This is a genomic window from Allofournierella sp. CML151, assembly GCF_027853465.1.
Classification (GTDB): domain Bacteria; phylum Bacillota; class Clostridia; order Oscillospirales; family Ruminococcaceae; genus Allofournierella.
Map to the genome: position 1 here is coordinate 136,932 of NZ_JAPNNW010000003.1, position 17,519 is coordinate 154,450.

General features: G+C 63.1%; 18 protein-coding genes. 16 read left to right on the plus strand and 2 right to left on the minus strand.

Annotation, left to right across the window (positions count from 1 at the left end; genetic code table 11):
• Positions 1-27: 27 nt before the first annotated feature.
• The gene (locus PH256_RS03540; protein ID WP_270913000.1) at positions 28-252 is read right to left on the minus strand and encodes a hypothetical protein; all 225 of its coding nucleotides are present in this window, start codon (positions 250-252) and stop codon (positions 28-30) included.
• 24 nt (positions 253-276) lie between these two features.
• Complete coding sequence (locus PH256_RS03545; RefSeq protein ID WP_158096358.1) at positions 277-444, minus strand: hypothetical protein; 168 nt, start codon at positions 442-444, stop codon at positions 277-279.
• Positions 445-792: 348 nt separating this feature from the next.
• Between PH256_RS03545 and infC the strand changes: the two genes are divergently transcribed.
• The 16 genes from infC (at position 793) to PH256_RS03625 (ending at position 17,509) form a co-directional block, all read left to right on the plus strand.
• Positions 793-1,344 (plus strand): translation initiation factor IF-3, encoded by a 552-nt coding sequence (infC, locus tag PH256_RS03550; RefSeq protein WP_270913001.1) that lies wholly within the window; start codon positions 793-795, stop codon positions 1,342-1,344.
• Between the two features lie 25 nt (positions 1,345-1,369).
• Positions 1,370-1,567 carry a 50S ribosomal protein L35 gene (gene rpmI / locus PH256_RS03555; RefSeq protein WP_058963212.1) on the plus strand — a complete coding sequence of 66 codons (198 nt, stop codon included), beginning with the start codon at positions 1,370-1,372 and terminating at the stop codon, positions 1,565-1,567.
• Positions 1,568-1,635: 68 nt separating this feature from the next.
• On the plus strand, positions 1,636-1,989 hold the full coding sequence (gene rplT, locus PH256_RS03560; RefSeq protein WP_058963213.1) for a 50S ribosomal protein L20: 354 nt from the start codon (positions 1,636-1,638) through the stop codon (positions 1,987-1,989).
• Positions 1,990-2,120: 131 nt separating this feature from the next.
• Positions 2,121-2,903, plus strand: a complete 783-nt coding sequence (locus PH256_RS03565) for a TrmH family RNA methyltransferase (protein WP_270913002.1) — start codon at positions 2,121-2,123, stop codon at positions 2,901-2,903.
• Positions 2,900-4,003, plus strand: a complete 1,104-nt coding sequence (dprA, locus tag PH256_RS03570) for a DNA-processing protein DprA (RefSeq protein ID WP_270913003.1) — start codon at positions 2,900-2,902, stop codon at positions 4,001-4,003. Before PH256_RS03565 ends, dprA begins: the two co-directional genes overlap by 4 nt.
• Before the next feature lie 51 nt (positions 4,004-4,054).
• A complete protein-coding gene (gene topA / locus PH256_RS03575; RefSeq protein WP_270913004.1) occupies positions 4,055-6,139 on the plus strand; it encodes a type I DNA topoisomerase in 2,085 nt (694 codons plus the stop codon).
• A gap of 9 nt (positions 6,140-6,148) precedes the next feature.
• A complete protein-coding gene (trmFO, locus tag PH256_RS03580; RefSeq protein ID WP_270913005.1) occupies positions 6,149-7,459 on the plus strand; it encodes a methylenetetrahydrofolate--tRNA-(uracil(54)-C(5))-methyltransferase (FADH(2)-oxidizing) TrmFO in 1,311 nt (436 codons plus the stop codon).
• Positions 7,460-7,501: 42 nt separating this feature from the next.
• A complete protein-coding gene (gene plsX / locus PH256_RS03585; protein WP_087183491.1) occupies positions 7,502-8,509 on the plus strand; it encodes a phosphate acyltransferase PlsX in 1,008 nt (335 codons plus the stop codon).
• A 3-nt stretch (positions 8,510-8,512) separates the two neighbouring features.
• Complete coding sequence (gene rnc, locus PH256_RS03590; protein WP_087181543.1) at positions 8,513-9,178, plus strand: ribonuclease III; 666 nt, start codon at positions 8,513-8,515, stop codon at positions 9,176-9,178.
• Between the two features lie 149 nt (positions 9,179-9,327).
• The gene (gene smc / locus PH256_RS03595; protein ID WP_270913006.1) at positions 9,328-12,885 is read left to right on the plus strand and encodes a chromosome segregation protein SMC; all 3,558 of its coding nucleotides are present in this window, start codon (positions 9,328-9,330) and stop codon (positions 12,883-12,885) included.
• A 91-nt stretch (positions 12,886-12,976) separates the two neighbouring features.
• Positions 12,977-13,894 (plus strand): signal recognition particle-docking protein FtsY, encoded by a 918-nt coding sequence (gene ftsY / locus PH256_RS03600; RefSeq protein ID WP_087183489.1) that lies wholly within the window; start codon positions 12,977-12,979, stop codon positions 13,892-13,894.
• A 20-nt stretch (positions 13,895-13,914) separates the two neighbouring features.
• Positions 13,915-14,550: an RdgB/HAM1 family non-canonical purine NTP pyrophosphatase gene (rdgB, locus tag PH256_RS03605; RefSeq protein ID WP_270913007.1), complete on the plus strand. Its 636-nt coding sequence runs from the start codon at positions 13,915-13,917 to the stop codon at positions 14,548-14,550.
• Positions 14,551-14,591: 41 nt separating this feature from the next.
• Entirely contained in the window at positions 14,592-14,897 is a 306-nt protein-coding gene (locus PH256_RS03610) for a YhbY family RNA-binding protein (RefSeq protein WP_087181547.1), read from the plus strand.
• A 121-nt stretch (positions 14,898-15,018) separates the two neighbouring features.
• Positions 15,019-15,606, plus strand: coding sequence for a nicotinate (nicotinamide) nucleotide adenylyltransferase (gene nadD / locus PH256_RS03615; protein ID WP_270913008.1), 588 nt, complete (start codon positions 15,019-15,021; stop codon positions 15,604-15,606).
• 6 nt (positions 15,607-15,612) lie between these two features.
• On the plus strand, positions 15,613-16,200 hold the full coding sequence (gene yqeK / locus PH256_RS03620; RefSeq protein WP_270913009.1) for a bis(5'-nucleosyl)-tetraphosphatase (symmetrical) YqeK: 588 nt from the start codon (positions 15,613-15,615) through the stop codon (positions 16,198-16,200).
• Positions 16,193-17,509: an LCP family protein gene (locus tag PH256_RS03625; RefSeq protein WP_270913010.1), complete on the plus strand. Its 1,317-nt coding sequence runs from the start codon at positions 16,193-16,195 to the stop codon at positions 17,507-17,509. Before yqeK ends, PH256_RS03625 begins: the two co-directional genes overlap by 8 nt.
• The last annotated feature ends 10 nt before the right edge of the window (positions 17,510-17,519 follow it).

A 17,519-nucleotide genomic window follows, 5' to 3' on the forward strand; every position in this document is an offset into this window, starting at 1 on the left:
CACAGCGTCAGGGGCTGTTTGTCTTGTTTATTGGGCCTGACCGGGGAGCTCCTCAGGAGCAATCTCCTCAGGGGTAGGGGAGTATGCCTCCTCCGGTTCCTCACAGAAGGAGGAGAAGCCGTGGGTGTCGTGGAATTTCACCAGCGCCCGGTAGAAGGCTTTTTTCAGGATAAAATACAAGATCAGCATCTTGATTGCCCAAATGGCAATGGTGGGCACAAGATACATCAACGAAACCAATACAGCATCCATAGTGATCCTCCTTCACATCGCTGTTCACAGCACAAACGCCAGCAGCACCGCCGCACCGGCGCAGCACAGGCAGGCGTAGGCCCGCTGGTCCGAAAGGGTCTCATCGTCCTTCGCGCGGATTGCACCAATGGTGAAATAGGGCACAAGTCCCGCCAGCAATGCCAGCAGCCCGAGCAGGATGAGTTCCGCCATAAGACCATCATCCCTTCACAACAGTTTCTCTGCTTTCAGTGTAAAAAACAGGGAAGCGTTTGTCAATAAAAAGAGCGAAACCTTCGGGGAATGAATGTCGTTTTTTGTGGAAAGAGCTGATTCAAAAAATACTTGGCGAAAACGGCAAAAATCCCTTGACGGCGGCATCCCGGCGTGCTATACTAGACCGGTAAAGAAAGCAGCAACCGGTTTAGCCGCCGTGCTCACCTTGCGGCCCAATGGGGCCCGGGTCATATGTGCGACGATCTGTTTTGAAGCAAAACGGGTCCATTGCGTGTGTACTGCGCGGCTGCCGATTCGGCGGCCGCGTTTCATTTTATCACAGTTTTGAAATCAAATTGGAGGTGTATCCACATCGCTACGAACGGCAAAAAAGAGCTTGAGATCAACGAGGGCATTCGTGACAAAGAGATCCGTCTGATCGGCGCGGATGGCAGCCAGCTGGGTGTAATGTCCAGCCGTGAGGCGCTACGCATGGCCGAAGAGCAGAATCTGGACCTGGTAAAGATCGCCCCCCAGGCGGTCCCCCCCGTGTGCAAGATCCTGGACTACGGCAAGTACCGCTTCGAGCAGCAAAAGCGTGAGAAAGAGGCCAAGAAGAACCAGAAGGTCATCGAGATCAAGGAGATCCGCCTCTCGCTCAACATCGACACGAACGACTTCAACACCAAGGTCAACCAGGCCGCCAAGTTCATCAAGGCCGGCCACAAGATCAAGGTGTCCATCCGGTTCCGCGGCCGTGAGATGGCGCACACCAACCTTGGCCTGGAAGTGGAAAAGCGCTTCGCCGAGGCTCTGCCCGACGCGGTGGTGGATAAGCAGCCGAAGCTCGAGGGCCGCAGCATGCAGATGTTCATGAGCCCCAAGCCCAACAAGTAATTCAAACAACTAGGAGGAAATTACAATGCCTAAGATCAAAACTCACTCCGGTGCGAAAAAGCGTTTCAAGCTGACCAAGAACGGTAAAGTAAAGCGCGGACCCGCCTACCACAGCCACATCCTGACCAAGAAGAGCACCAAGCTCAAGCGCGGCATGCGTAAGAACGCCTACGCCGACAAGACCAACGCAGCTGCCGTGAAGGCCATGCTGCCCTACGCCTAAGCCTTATTTCGCTTAGACGGAACGGACTTTTTAACTTTTAGATTGTGACTGTAAAGGAGATATAAACAATGGCACGTATCAAAGGCGCTATGATGACCCGCAAACGCAGAAAGAAGACTCTGAAGCTGGCCAAGGGCTACTTCGGCAGCAAGTCCAAGCACTTCAAGATGGCCAAGCAGCAGGTCATGAAGAGCGGCAACTACGCTTTCGTTGGCCGTAAGCTGAAGAAGCGTCAGTTCCGCAACCTGTGGATCACCCGCATCAACAACGCTGTTCGCGCTCAGGGCATGAACTACTCCAGCTTCATGAACGGCCTGAAGAAGTCCGGCATCGAGCTGAACCGCAAGATGCTGAGCGAGATGGCCATCAACGATCCCGCTTCCTTCACCGCTCTGGTGGAGACCGCCAAGAAGGCTCTGTAAGTTGATAACCAAAAGCAACGCCCGCGCACGCGCACGGGCGTCGCTTTGTATATGGGCGGCTGCCGCGCCCTTTGCGCAAACGAGCGACGCCGCTTTCTCCACACAAGCAGACCAAATAAGGAACTGAACACATGCCAGAACGCATTACCAGCCGTGAAAACGGCAAAATAAAATATGCCTGCAAACTGGCCCAGAGCGCAGCCTTCCGCCTTGAAGAAAAAGCTTTCTTCGCGGAGGGCTTAAAGCTCTGCCTGGAGCTTGCAAAATCCTGCCCTATAAAGGTAATATATTATACGGAGAAGGCCCTGGCCAAATCGCCGGAGCTGAAACGCTTTGACTGCGAGCAGTATCTGGTGCAGGACCATGTGGCCGAAAAGCTGGCGGGCACCCAGTCCAATCAGGGCGTGTTCGCGGTGTTCGGCCAGCCTTCTGCCAACTTCCTGGACCTGCCTCACAACGGCCGCTTTCTGGCGCTGGAGCGGGTGCAGGACCCGGGCAACGTGGGCGCGCTCATCCGCAGCGCCGCCGCCTTCGGGTTTGACGGGGTGATCTTAAGCCCCGGCTGCGCCGATTCCTTCGGCCCCAAGGTGCTGCGCGCCAGCATGGGCGCGGCGGGCCGGATGCCGGTGGTCACCTGCCCGAACCTGGCCGACGCACTGGCTCAGCTGCGGGCTTGGGGCAGCACCTGCCTTGCCGCCGCGCTGTACAACAGCCGCCCGCTGAACGAGGTGGACGGCGCGTACCCCAATGGGGTGTGCGTGGTCATCGGCAGCGAGGGGCAGGGCCTTTCCGACGGGGTGATCGCCGCCTGCGACGCGGCGGTGCGCATCCCCATCACCGGCAAGGTGGAAAGCCTAAACGCCAGCGTGGCGGGCAGTGTACTTCTGTGGCATTTTCGGGGGGAGATTCAGTGACGGAGCGGCGGCAGCTGGAATGGCTTTGGCTTTCGGCGGTGCTGGGGCCGGGCGCGGCCCATTGCGGCCGGGTGCTGGCCCTTTACGGCACCCCGGGAGAGCTTTATGAAGCAGTGGGCAGGGAGGACATGTCCGGCCTGCTCACCCCGGCCCAGCTGCGCCGTGCCGAACAGCTGACCCCGGAGCGGTTTGCGCCGCTTCTGGCCCGCTGTCATCACATGGGCGTGCGGGTGCTCTGCCAGGATGAGGAAGACTATCCCGCCCGGCTGTCCGCCCTTTCCGACGCGCCCCCGGTGCTCTACTGCACCGGCGATGTGTCCGCCCTTTCCCAGCCGTCGGCTGTGGCCATGATCGGCAGCCGCCGCCCCAGCAGCTACGGGGTGGAGGCCGCCGCCCTCATCGGCGGCCAGCTGGCCCAGGCGGGCGTCTGCCTGGTGAGCGGTCTGGCCGACGGGCTGGACAGTGAGGCTCACAAGGCCGCTGTGGCCGCCGGTGCTCCCACAGTGGGAGTGCTGGGCACCGCCATCGACAAGACCTACCCGGTGACCAACCGCCGCCTGCGCTCTCAGATGGAGCAGGGCTGCGGCGCGGTCATCAGCGAATTTGCCCCGGGGGAAGCCACCGGGGCGGGGGGCTTTCTGCAGCGCAACCGGATCATCGCCGCCCTGGCGGATGCGGTCTGCGTGGTGGAGGCCCGCCAGAAAAGCGGCACCATGAACACCGTAGGCCACGCAAAGCGCTACGGCCGCACCGTCTTCGCGGTGCCGGGCGCCATCTTCAGCCCCCTGTGCGGGGGCACCAACCAGCTGCTGGAGGAGGGCCAGGCCTATGCCGCCCCCAGCGCAGCACCAATCCTGCGGCATCTGGGCATCGAGCCCGCGCCGCAAAAAAGCGTTTCCCGCCGGGCACGCCCGGCAACCCCACCTTTGAGCGCCGAGGCGAAGGCCATGCAGAAGGCGCTCACCAGCCAGGCCCAGGGCCTGGAACCACTGGCCAAAGCGGCCGGCCTTTCCGCCGGTCAGGCGCTGGCCGCCCTGATGGAGCTGGAGGTCAGCGGCATTGCCGTTTCCGGCGCCGGAGGGCAATACCGGCGCGCATAAACAGCTGCCCGCCCGTTTTGCGGCAGGGCGCTCTGTGCAAGGGAGAGTACTATGTCTAAGCTAGTTATCGTGGAGTCGCCTGCCAAGGCGAAGACCATTCGGAAATATCTGGGCGATGGCTATGAAGTCACCGCCAGCATGGGCCACATCCGCGATCTGCCCGCCAGCCAGCTGGGCATCGATGTGGACCACGACTATACCCCGCAGTATATCAACATTAAGGGCAAGGAAAAGCTCATCAAGGAATTGAAGAGCGAGGCCAAAAAGGCCGACCAGGTCTTCCTTGCCACCGACCCGGACCGCGAGGGCGAGGCCATCAGCTGGCATCTGGCCCATCTGCTGGGTCTGAACATCGAGGACGCCAACCGGGTCACCTTCGGCGAGATCACCAAGAAGGGCGTTACCGAGGGCATGGCCCATCCCCGGGCCATCGACATCGACCTGTTCAACGCCCAGCAGGCCCGCCGCATCCTGGACCGTCTGGTGGGCTATAAGCTCAGCCCGTTTCTGTGGCGCAAGGTGCGCCGGGGCCTGTCTGCCGGACGGGTGCAGAGCGTGGCCGTGCGCCTGATTGTGGACCGGGAAAAGGAGATCGAGGACTTCAAGCCCGAGGAGTACTGGAACCTGGACGCCACCCTGTCGCCGCCGTCCAGCCAGAAAAAGTTCACCGCCCGCTTCTACGGCACCGCCGCGGGCAAAAAGATGGAGGTCACCAACGAGGCCCAGGCCATGGGCATCGTGAAGGACCTGGAAGGCGCGGACTACACCGTGACCGAACTCAAGCGCGGCCACCGCAAGAAGGTTCCCGCACCGCCCTTCATCACCTCCACCCTGCAGCAGGAGGCCAGCCGCCGCCTGGGCTTCACCGCCACCCGCACCATGCGCGCCGCCCAGACCCTGTACGAAGGCGTGGACATCGCCGGGCGGGGCACCATGGGTCTGATCACCTACATGCGTACCGACAGCCTGCGCGTCTCCGACGAGGCAGTGGCCGGCGCCAAGGAGTATATCACCGAAGCCTACGGTGAGCGGTACGTCTGCCCCACCAAGCGCACCTACAAGAGCCGCAGCGCCACCGCCGCCCAGGACGCTCACGAAGCCATCCGGCCCAGTGTGCCGTCCCTGACCCCGGATGAGGCGGAAAAAAGCATCTCCGGCGACATCGCCAAGCTCTACCGGCTGATCTGGAGCCGGTTCATCGCCAGCCAGATGAGCGACTGCGAGCAGGACACTGTCTCCGCTCACATCACCGCGGCGGACTACCAGTTCCGGGCCAGCGGCTACGTGGTCACCTTCGAGGGCTTCACCGCCCTGTACGAGGAGGCCACCGACGAGAAGGAGAAGAAGGAGACCGCCCTGCCTCCGCTGGAACAGGGCCAGACCCTGAAGCTGCGGGCTCTGACTCCGGAGCAGAAGTTCACCCAGCCCCCCGCCCGCTACACCGAGGCGACGCTGATCCGCAGCCTGGAGGAAAACGGCATCGGCCGCCCCTCCACCTACGCGCCCATCATCACTACCATCATCGACCGTGGTTACGTGGAGCGGGAGCAGAAGAAGCTCAAGCCCACCCTGCTGGGCCGCACCATCAACGATCTGATGATGCAGGAATTCCCGGACATCGTGGACGTGACCTTCTCCGCCGGCATGGAAAAGAACCTGGATAAGGTGGAAAACGGCAGCGCCGACTGGCGCGAGACCATCGACGCCTTTTACAAGGGCTTTGCCGCCGCGCTGGAAAAGGCCGAGAAAGACATGGAGGGCAAGAAGATCAAGGTGCCCGACGAGGAGACCGACGAGATCTGCGAAAAGTGCGGCCGCAAGATGGTCATCAAGACCGGCCGCTACGGCAAGTTCCTGGCCTGCCCGGGCTTCCCGGAATGCACCAACACCAAGCGCCTGGTGAAGGACACCGGCGGCAAGTGCCCCAAGTGCGGCGGCCGTATGCTGCTGCGTAAGAGCGCCAAGGGCCGTGTGTACTATGGCTGCGAGAATTACCCCAACTGCGACTTTATGACCTGGGATGAGCCGGTGGCCCAGACCTGCGAGAAGTGCGGCGCGACCCTGTTCAAGAAGGGCAGCCGCCTGTACTGCGCAAAGGAAGGCTGCGGCTTTGAGACTCAGGTGAACAAACAGTAACGGAGAACTATGGAAAAACAAGTAACGATTTTAGGGGCGGGCCTTGCGGGCTGCGAGGCCGCCCTCTGGCTGGCCGAGCAGGGCGTACAGGTGGACCTGTACGAGCAGAAGCCGGTCAAATTCAGCCCCGCCCACAAAAGCGAGGGCTTTGCCGAGCTGGTCTGCTCCAACAGCCTGAAAGCCGGCCGGCTGGACTCCGCGTCCGGTCTGCTCAAGGCCGAGATGAAGCTGCTGGGCAGCCATCTGCTCAAGGCCGCCGAGGCCACCCGCGTGGCAGCGGGCGGCGCGTTGGCCGTGGACCGGGACGCCTTCAGCGCCGCGGTCACCGAGATGGTGAAGAGCCAGCCGAACATCACCCTGCACACCGGCGAGGTGACTGCCATTGACGAGAACCGGCTGACTCTGGTGGCCACCGGCCCCCTGACTGAGGGCGCTCTGGCCGACGAGATCACCCGGCTGACCGGGGGCGATAAGCTGAGCTTTTACGACGCGGCGGCTCCCATCGTCACCGCCGAAAGCCTGGACATGAACAAGGTCTTCGCCGCCAGCCGCTACGGCCGGGGCGACGCGGACTACCTGAACTGCCCCTTTAATAAGGAGGAATACGAGGCCTTCCACGCGGCGCTGGTCGGCGCCGAGCGGGCCCCCCTGCATGAGTTCGACGGCAAGCTCACCGTCTACGAGGGCTGCATGCCCATCGAGGTGATGGCGGGCCGCGGGGCCGACACCATGCGCTTCGGCCCCCTGCGCCCGGTGGGCCTCACCGACCCCCGCACCGGCCACCGGCCCTGGGCCAACGTGCAGCTGCGGCGGGAGAACGCGGGCGGCACCCTCTACAACATCGTGGGCTTCCAGACCAACCTGAAATTCGGCGAGCAGAAGCGGGTGTTCTCCATGATTCCCGGCCTGGAAAATGCCGAATTCGTGCGCTACGGTGTGATGCACCGGAACACCTTCCTGAACAGCCCCCACCTGCTGAGTGCGGGTCTGAACCTGAAAAAGCACCCCAAGGTGTATTTCGCGGGTCAGATCACCGGCTTTGAGGGCTACATGGAAAGTGCCGCCTGCGGCCTGCTAGCAGCCCGCAGCATCCTGGCCGCACTGGAGGAGCGTCAGCTGCCCGAGCTGCCCGCCGAGACCATGCTGGGCCAGCTGGTGCGCTACATCACCACCGAGAACAAAAACTTCCAGCCCATGGGCGCGAACATGGGCATTCTGCCCCCGCTGGCCGAGCATATCCGGGACAAGCGGGAGCGGTACCTGGCCATTGCCAACCGGGCGGTTGCCGCCATGGAGCAGTGGACCGAAAACGCGCAGTAAAAACGAAGCGAAACACAGCAGCATAGAAAGGGTGTGCAAACCATGAAAATCATTCTGGACGCAATGGGCGGCGATAACGCCCCCGCCGAGATCCTGAAGGGCGCGGCCGACGCAGTGGTTACCTTTGCGCCGGATCTGGAGATCATCGCCGTGGGCGATGCTGAGAAGATCGCCGCCTGTGCCAGGGAAAACAACCTGAAGCTGGATCACATCGAGATCGTGAACGCCACCGAGACCATTGAAATGTGCGACGAACCCGCCAAGGCCGTGCGCACCAAAAAGGACTCTAGCATGGTGGTGGGCCTGAAGCTGCTGGCCGAGGGCAAAGGCGACGCCTTTGTGTCCGCCGGCTCCACCGGCGCGCTGCACGTGGGCACCAGCCTGATCGTGCGCACCGTGAAGGGCATCAAGCGCCCGGCGCTGGCCACCATCATCCCCGGCAAGACCCCCTTCATGCTGCTGGATTCCGGCGCCAACGTGGAATGCCGCCCCTCCATGCTGGAGGCCTTCGGCGTGATGGGCAGCGTCTACATGGAAAAGGTCATGGGCGTAAAGAACCCCCGCGTGGCGCTGGTGAACAACGGCGCAGAGGAGTCCAAGGGCACCCCCACCTATGTGGAGGCCCACGCCCTGCTGAAAGCAAATAACCGCATCAACTTTGTGGGCAACGTGGAGCCCCGGGACATCCCCGCCGGCGTGGCCGACGTGGTGGTGGCCGACGGCTTCACCGGCAACGTGATCCTGAAGCTCACCGAGGGCCTGGCCAAGTTCTTCGGCGCAAAGCTGAAGGGCCTGTTCAAGAGCGGCGTCAAGGGCGCACTGGCCTACCTGCTGCTCAAGGGCGGCGTGGCCGACTTCAAAAAGGGCATGGATGCCGACGAGTACGGCGGCGCGCCCTTCCTGGGAGCAGCCAAGCCGGTCATCAAGGCCCACGGTTCCTCCAATGCCCGGGCCATCCATCAGGCCATCCGCCAGGCGAAGCTCTGCGTGGAGAACGATCTGTGCGGCGTGATGGCCCGCAACCTGACCAGCGAAGAGAAAGAAGCGTAAAACATGCATCAGTTGGAAACCATCATCGGTTATACATTCAAAGATCCCACCCTGCTGGAAACCGCCCTCACCCACACCAGCTTTGCCAACGAGAGCAAGACCCCCATCCACCACAACGAGCGGCTGGAGTTTCTGGGCGACAGCGTCTTGTCCATCGTGGTGGCGGATCACCTGTTCCACCAGTGGAAGGACCGTCCGGAGGGTGAGCTGACCCGGGCACGGGCCAGCCTGGTGTGCGAGAGCGCCCTGTATGAGTTCGCCAAGGAGATCGACCTGGGCAGCTTTCTGCGCCTGGGCAAGGGCGAGGAGCGGGGCGGCGGCCGCCACCGCCCCAGCGTGGTGAGCGACGCCTTCGAGGCTCTCATCGCCGCTCTGTATCTGGACGGCGGCATCGAGGTGGCCCGCTCCTTCATTCTGCCCTTCATCACCGAGGGCAAGACCGCCGAGGCGGACTACAAGACCCAGCTGCAGGAGGTCATCCAGCAGAACCCGGAGGAGCGGCTGCGCTACGAGCTGGAGGGCGAGGACGGTCCGGACCACGACAAGCGGTTCTCCATGGCCGTGTACCTGAACTCCAACCTGATCGGCCGGGGCGTGGGTCACAGCAAAAAGGCCGCCGAGCAGGCGGCCGCCAAGGAGGCCCTGCGCCTGATGGGCCTGGTGGACTGAATCGGGCCGGTGTGGCGCGGGGAACCCCCTGTGCCGCGCCGTTTTTGCCCGGCACGAGAAAACAGCGCAGCCCAAAACGCTGCTGCGCGGCTTTCTCCTGCCGGAGCGAAGCAACAGCATTCGCATCCAAATGATCCCAGGGAGGATTTATGGTATTAAAGGAACTAGAGATACAGGGCTTCAAAAGCTTCCCGGACCGCATCAAGATCCCCATTGACCGGGGCATCACCGCGGTGGTGGGGCCGAACGGTTCCGGCAAAAGCAACATCTCCGACGCCATCCGCTGGGTGCTGGGCGAGACCAGCAGCCGCCAGCTGCGCGGCGCGGGCAAGATGGAGGACGTGATCTTCGGCGGCACCCAGAGCCGCGGAGCCATGGGCTTTGCCAGCGTGAACCTGACGGTGGACAACTCCGACCGCCGCATCGACGTGAACGCCGACGAGGTGGTCATCGGCCGCAAGTACTACCGCAGCGGCGAGAGTGAGTATTCCATTAACGGCCAGAACGTGCGCCTGAAGGACATCTACGAGCTTTTCCTGGACACCGGCCTCGGCCGGGACGGCTACTCCATCATCGGGCAGGGCCGTATTGCCGAGATCGTGGGCGCGAAAAGCGCCGAGCGCCGGGAGATTTTTGAGGAGGCCAGCGGCATCGCCCGCTACCGCTACCGCAAAAACGAGGCCGAGCGCCGTCTGGCCAGCGCCGAGGACAACCTGGAGCGCCTGCACGACATTCTGGACGAGCTGGAAAGCCGGGTGGGTCCCCTGGAAAAGGAGAGCGCCAAGGCCCAGCAATTCCTGGAGCTTTCCGCCCGCCGCAAGGAGCTGGAGGTCACCCTCTGGGTGGACAGCGTGAAAACCGCCAAGGAAACCGTGCGCGGCCAGCAGCGCCGCTACGAGACCGCCCAGGCGGACTACGACCGGATGACCGCCGAGATCGAGGCCATCGACGCCTCCACCGAGGGCATCCGGGCCGAGATGAACCGGCTCACCATGGAGGTGGACCGGCTGAACGGCGAGATCCGCACCATCACCGAGGAAGTGGCGGGCAGCGACAGCCGCATCGCCGTGCTGCACAACGACATCCGCCACAACACCGAGACCATGGCCGACCTTGCCCGTCAGCTGGAAGAAAGCGGGGCCGGGCGCGAGAGCTTCGCCGCCCAGATGCAGGAGCACCGGGCAGGCATTGAGGCCATTCAGAAAACCATCGAACAGCTGGACGGCCAGATCCGGGAAAAGGAAGAGATGCTCCGGCGCATCCAGGCGGAAAACGCCGCCACCGGCGAGCGCCGGGGTCAGGTGACCGGGGTGCTGGCCGAGCTGACCGAGCGCCAGACCGCAGAAAAGGTGCGGGCCGCGGGCTGCGAAAGCACCGCCGCCACCGCCGCCCAGCGGCTGGAAGCGTTGCAGAACGAACCCACTTCCGGACAGGGGCTGGAGGAGCTGGAGAGCGAGCTGGCCGATACCAGGACTTACTTAAACACCCTGGAGGAAAGCCTGACCCGGCTGGAAAATGTGAAAAACGGCCTGAACCTGAAGCTGTCCAGCCGGCAAAAGCAGCTGGAGGAGGCGGACGGCGCGGCCGCCCAGCTGAACCGTCAGCTGGAGGCCTCCACCCAGCGGCTGCAGCTGCTGACCGACCTGGAACGGAATATGAACGGCTACCAGCACAGCGTCAAGACCGTGATGAAGGCCGCCCAGAACCACCGGCTGCGGGGCATCATCGGCCCGGTGAGCAGCATCCTTACGGTGCAGCCGGGCTATGAGGTGGCCATCGAGACCGCCCTGGGCTTCGCGCTGCAGAACATCGTGGTGGACGGCGAAACCGCCGCCAAGGCAGCCATGGCTTTCCTGCGCAACGAGCGTGCGGGCCGGGCCACCTTCCTGCCGCTGGACACCGTGAAGGGCAGCCACTTCGACGCCTCCCGCCTGACCGGCAGCGCCCGGGTGGCATCCAGTCTGGTGGAATACGACCCCAAATACAACAACATCGTGGCCAACCTGTTGGGCCGCATCATCGTGGTGGACGAGATCGAGGAGGCCAGCCGGGTCGCCCGTGCGCTGGACTACCGCAACCGGATCGTCACCGCCGACGGTCAGGTCATCAACGCGGGCGGTTCCTTCACCGGTGGTAGCGTGAGCCAGTCCGCCGGTCTGTTCAGCCGCCGCCAGGAGATCGAGGACCTGCGCAAAAAGATCGGCTCCCTGCAGAATAAGCAGGGCCAGGCCCAGGCCGCGGCGGATAAGCTGAAGGCCGAGGTGGAAGCTCTGAACGCCCAGCTGACCGCCGCCTCCAGCGAGGCCATCACCGCGGGCGGCGATAAGATCCGCGCCGAGGGCGAGCTGCGCCGCATCGAAACGGCCATCAGCCAGGCCCAGGCCGCCGCCCAGCTGCGTGCCGCCGAGTGCGAGCAGCTGAACGAGACCATCCGCGGCAGCCGCAAGGAGCTGGAGGAGGCCAAGGCTGAGGAGACCCGCCTGGGCGAGCAGATCGCCGCCCTGGAGGCCGAGCTGACCGAGCTGGCCGGAAGCGACGACAGCTTCCTTGCCACCCGGGCCCGCCTGTCCGACGAGCTGAGCGAGACCCGCCTGGCCCGTCTGGCCGCCGAGAAGGACGTGAGCCTGCACGAGGCCTCCATCCGGGACCTGGAAAGCCGTCACGGCGAGAGCGGTCAGCGGGAGCTGGCTCTGCGGGAGAACATCGAGCGGCTGAAAAAGGCCAACGAGGAGCACGAGCAGAGCATCCGCACCATCCAGGAGGAAAAGGAAAAGAGCGCCGGGCGCATCCGCGAAGCTGAGGAGGCCATCCGCAAGGCCGCCGAGGAGCGGATGCAGAAGGAAGGCAGCATCAGCCGCGAGAGCCAGCGCCAGCGCGCGGTGAGCGACGAGCGTGAAAAGATGAGCCAGGAGATGGCCCGCCTGAACGAGCGCAAGGCCGCCGCCGAAAAGGAATACGACGAGCTGATCGCCAAGCTGTGGGAGGAATACCAGCTGACCATGAGCGACGCGCAGCCGCTCTGCGTGCCCTTTGAAAGCGCCGCCGACCTGCGCCGCCAGGTGGCCGAGACCCGAAGCCGCATCCGTGCTCTGGGCAATGTGAACGTGGGCGCCATCGAGGAATACAAAGAGGTGAGCGAGCGCTACACCTTCCTGAAGAACCAGGTGCAGGACGTGGAGAAGAGCCGCACCGAGCTGACCCGGATGATTGCCGAGCTGTCTGCCGAGATGCAGGACATCTTCACCCGCAGCTTTGCCGAGATCAACCGGAACTTCGGCCGCATCTTCACCGAGCTGTTCGGCGGCGGCACCGCCTGCCTCAAGCTGGACGACGAGCTGAACGTGCTGGAAAGCGGCATCGAAATTCAGGTGTCGCCCCCGGGCAAGGTCATCAAAAACCTGGCTGCCCTGTCCGGTGGCGAGCAGGCGCTGGTGGCCATCAGCATCTACTTCGCCATTCTGGCGGTGAACCCGGCGCCCTTCTGCATCCTGGACGAGATCGAAGCCGCGCTGGACGACGTGAACGTGGCCCGTTACGCCCAGTACCTGCGCCGCATCACCGACCACACCCAGTTCATCGTGATCACCCACCGACGCGGCACCATGGAGGCCGCAGACGTGCTGTACGGTGTGACCATGCAGGAGGACGGTGTGTCCAAACTGCTGCGTCTGGACCTGGAACAGGTGGACGCGACGCTGGTTTCGTGATATAAAAGAAGAGTACCGCCTGCCAGAGAGCAGGCAAATCGAACCACCCGCCCGCACTACCGGGCGATGAAAGGAAACGAGGGGAGACATTATGGGACTTTTCAGCCGGAAGAAAAAGCTGGATGAAGGCCTGGCCAAAACCCGCAAGGGCTTTTTTGCCGGCATTCTGGACATGCTCAACGCGGGCGAGATTGACGACCATATGTACGAGGACCTGGAGGAGCAGCTGATCCTGGCCGACACCGGCGCCGACGAGGCGGTGCGGCTGGTGGAGGAGCTGCGCAGCCGGGTGCGCAAGGACCACATCAAGACCGCATCCGACGCACTGGCCGCCCTGAAGGACATCATCACCGGCGAGCTGGTGGCGGACGCCCCCATGGACATGAGCGGCAAGCCCGCCGTGATCCTGATGATCGGCGTGAACGGCGTGGGCAAGACCACCAGCATCGCCAAGCTGGCCAAGCTCTATAAGGACCAGGGCAAGCGGGTGATGCTGGCCGCGGGCGATACCTTCCGCGCCGCCGCCGCCGAGCAGCTGTGCATTTGGGCCGACCGGGTGGACGTGCCGGTGGTGCGCCACAGCGAGGGCGCCGACCCGGCCGCCGTGGTCTTCGACGCGGTGCAGTCTGCTGCCGCCCGGGGCTACGATATCGTGATCTGCGACACCGCCGGCCGCCTGCACAACAAGCAGAACCTGATGAACGAGCTGGGCAAGATCAGCCGCAGCGTGCACAAGGCCTGCGAGACCGCCAGCGTGGAGACCCTGCTGGTGCTGGATGCCATCACCGGCCAGAACGCCATCAATCAGGCCTCCCAGTTCATCAGCGCCGCCGGCGCCACCGGCATCGTGCTCACCAAGCTGGACGGCACCGCCAAGGGTGGCGCGGTCATCAGCGTGAAGCAGAAGCTGGGCCTGCCGGTGCGCTTTGTGGGCGTGGGCGAGGGCGTGGACGACCTGATGGAGTTCTCTCCCCACGATTTTGCCGACGCTCTGTTCGCTGAAAACTGATCCGAAGGAGACAGATTCCAATGCTCATCTGCGCAGCCACCGGCAACGCCGGTAAATTGAAAGAAATCCGCCGCATTCTGGAGGCTCAGGGCCACCAGGTCAAGAGCCAGAAGGAGCTGGGCATCACCCTGGAGCCGGAGGAGACCGGCACCACCTTTGCGGAGAATGCCCTCATCAAGGCAAAGGCCATCTGCGAAGCCAGCGGCCTGCCCACCCTGGCCGACGACTCCGGCCTGATGGTGGAGGCCCTGGGCGGTGCGCCCGGCGTCTACAGCGCCCGCTACTGCGGCCGCCATGGTGACGACGAGGCCAACAACGACAAGCTCCTGGCTGAGCTGGCCGGGGTGGAGGAGGGCAAACGGGCGGCAAAGTTTGTGTCCGCCGTCTGCTTCTATCTGCCCGAGGGCCGCTTCGTCACCTATCTGGGCGAGTGCCCGGGCCGGGTGATCTTCGAGCGCCGGGGCACCAACGGATTTGGCTATGATCCTCTGTTCGTGCCCGATGAGGTGGGGCTGGCGGAAGGCGGCGTGCGCCCCAACAGCGAGGGCCGCACCTACGCCGAGCTGGAGGCCATTGAAAAGGACGCCATCAGCCACCGGGGCAAGGCCATGGCCCTGCTGGACAAAAACCTGGCCGCCTTCCTGAACGAGGGCTGAGCCGCCAATCAACTGATTCTGTAAATAATAAGGAGAACACTATGCTCACCAGTAAACAACGCGCCGCGCTGCGCGCCGCCGCCAACACCCTCGATCCGGTCTTCCAGGTCGGCAAGGGCGAGATCGACGAGATGCTCATCAAGTCCACCGCCGATTGCCTGGCAGCCCGGGAGCTGATCAAGATGAAGGTGCTGGAGACCAGCATGTACAACGCCAAGGAGGCCGCCGCCATTCTGGCCGAGGCCACCGGCGCCGACGTGGTGCAGGTCATCGGCTCCAAGTTCGTGCTGTTTTTGAAGAAAAAGAAGGAGTCCAAGTTTGAGGATATCCTGAAGGCCGCCCGCTGAGCAGCCGCAAAACAGCGCGAAAAACAGATTGTTTACAATTTGTTTGTAACTTTTTTGAAATATCTGCCCGGCAAGCCTCGTTGTTTGAATGCATGGCCGGGCAGGATGGGGGAATGGTGCAATGAAACTGCTGTTGTTCGGGGGCACCTTTGACCCGCCCCACAACGGCCATATGCGACTTTTGCAGAGCGCCATCGACGCGGTGCAGCCGGATAAGGTGGTGGTCATGCCTGCGGGCATCCCGCCTCACAAGGCGGCCAGCGCCACCCCGGCCAGCCTGCGGCTGACCATGTGCCAGTGCTTTGCGCCGCTGCATCCGGATCTCGCCGTCTCGGACTGGGAGATCGGCCGCGGCGGTAAAAACTACACCATCGACACGGTGCGCATGCTGGAAGAACGCTACCCGGGCGCCGAGATCTTTCTCAGCGTGGGCAGCGATATGCTTACCACCTTCACCCAGTGGAGGGAATGGCAGAGCCTGCTTCAGAAAACCACCCTGGTGGTGCAGAGCCGCTACAGCGGCGATGCGGCGTCCCTTGCGGCCGCAGCCCAAAAGCTGGAAGCGGCGGGCGGCCGGGTGATCTTCGCCCACGCCCCGGTGCTGCAGGCAGCCTCCAGCGACGTGCGCGCCGGGAAGCTGGGCATGGATGCGCTGCCGCCTCTGGTGCAGCACATCTGCAAACAGTATCATTTATACGAAAAGAGCTGAGGACCCATGAACGCAAAAGAAGCGCAGAAGATGGTAAAGGCGTGCCTTTCCCAAAAGCGCTACACCCACACCATCAACGTGCGGGACGCGGCGGTGCATCTGGCCGAAAAGTACGGGGCAGACCCGGACAAGGCCGAGCTGGCCGCTCTGCTGCACGACGCGGTGAAGGAGCGCAGCCGGGAGGAATTGTTGCAGATCCTGCAAAACAATGCTATAATGGCACAAAATGCCGAAAAAAGCCCCCCGCCGGTCTGGCACGGCATCTGCGCCGCCATCCTGGCCCAGACCGAATGGGGCGTTACCGACCCGGAGATCGTCAGCGCCATCCGCTGCCATACCACCGGCAAGGCCGGGATGTCCAAGCTGGACAAGATCATCTATCTGAGCGATATGATCAGCGCCGAGCGGGACTATCCTGAGGTGTACGAGCTGCGCAGGCTCGCCGAGGAGGATCTGGACAAGGCCGTCTGTACGGCCGTGGAGAAGAACATTGGATGGATGAAGGAATGCGGCAAATCCATCGACCCCTTGTCGCTCGAGGCCCTGGAGGACCTGAAGCGCGGCATGCAAACCAGGGAGGATACCCATGAATGAACCCAAACAGCCCCGTAAACTGAACACCGGCTCCGCTTCGGGCCGTTCGTCCGCACCCAGCGGCTCCACCGGCCGCCGGATCAACCGCAGCGGCTCTTCCGCTTCCACCGGCAGCCAGCAGCGCACGGTTTACCATGCTAGCGAGCAGCCCCGCCGTCAGGCCCAGCCTCAGCGGCAGGCTCAGCCGGCAGCTCACCAGGGCCAGCCCCGCCGCCGCCCGAAAAAGAAAAAGAGCCCGCTGAAAATCGCCCTGATCAGCCTGCTGACCCTGGTGGCCGTGGTCTGTGTGGGCCTGTTCGGCCTGTACCAGTGGGTGGTGCACAGCATCAGCCCCGAGGGCGGCGCCCCCAGCCTGAGCGAGCTGATCAACACCCCCAGCGAGTTCAAGGGTGACGTGGTGAACATTCTGGTCTGCGGCATCGACAAGGACGAGACCCGCAACTACGGCGGCAGCTCCAGCTCCAACGACGGCATGACCGATATGATCATGTACGTGAACTTCAACGTGAAGGAAAAGAAGATCAACATGCTGCAGATTCCCCGCGACACCTACGTGGGCGAGGAATACAAGACCGGCGGCACCGGCAAGATCAATGCGGTGGCCCTGCGCAACGAGGGCGGCATCGCCGATCTGGCCAAGCTGATCAGTGAGCAGTACAAGCTGCCCATCGACTACTATGTGACCATCGACATGCAGTCCCTGCGTGAGATCGTGGATCTGTTCGGCGGCATCGAGGTCTATGTGCCCGAGTACATGGAGTACGACGGCAGCATCCTGTATCCGGGCCTGCAGACCATGGACGGCAACGCGGTGGAGTTCTTTGTGCGTAACCGTAAGACCTACGCTCAGGGCGACATCAAGCGTCTGGACATGCAGCGTTACTTCTACCAGGGCCTGTTCGCCCGCATCCGCACCGCCACTGTGTGGGATATCGCCAAGCTGACCCCGGTGGCCCTGAAGTATGTGACCACCGATATGCCCGGCGATGTGCTGGTGAGCGTGGGCGTAAGCTTCCTGCAGGTGGACAGCGCCAACATTATGATGTGCAAGGTGCCCACCTACAGCGCCGCGGAATACTACAACGGCAACGCCATCCAGGTGTGCGACACCGAGAAGACCCTGGATCTGATCAACACCTATTTCCTCAGCTACACCACCCCTGTGGACAGCCTGGATGTGCCCACTGTGCCTACCGTCGGTTCTTCCACCGACTCCAATGTGCAGTACATGGGCCAGCTGGACACGGCAGCCGGGGATACCGGCGAGAGCAGTACCGGGGATACCAGCACTGCCCAGAGCGGGGAATAAACAGGAAAAC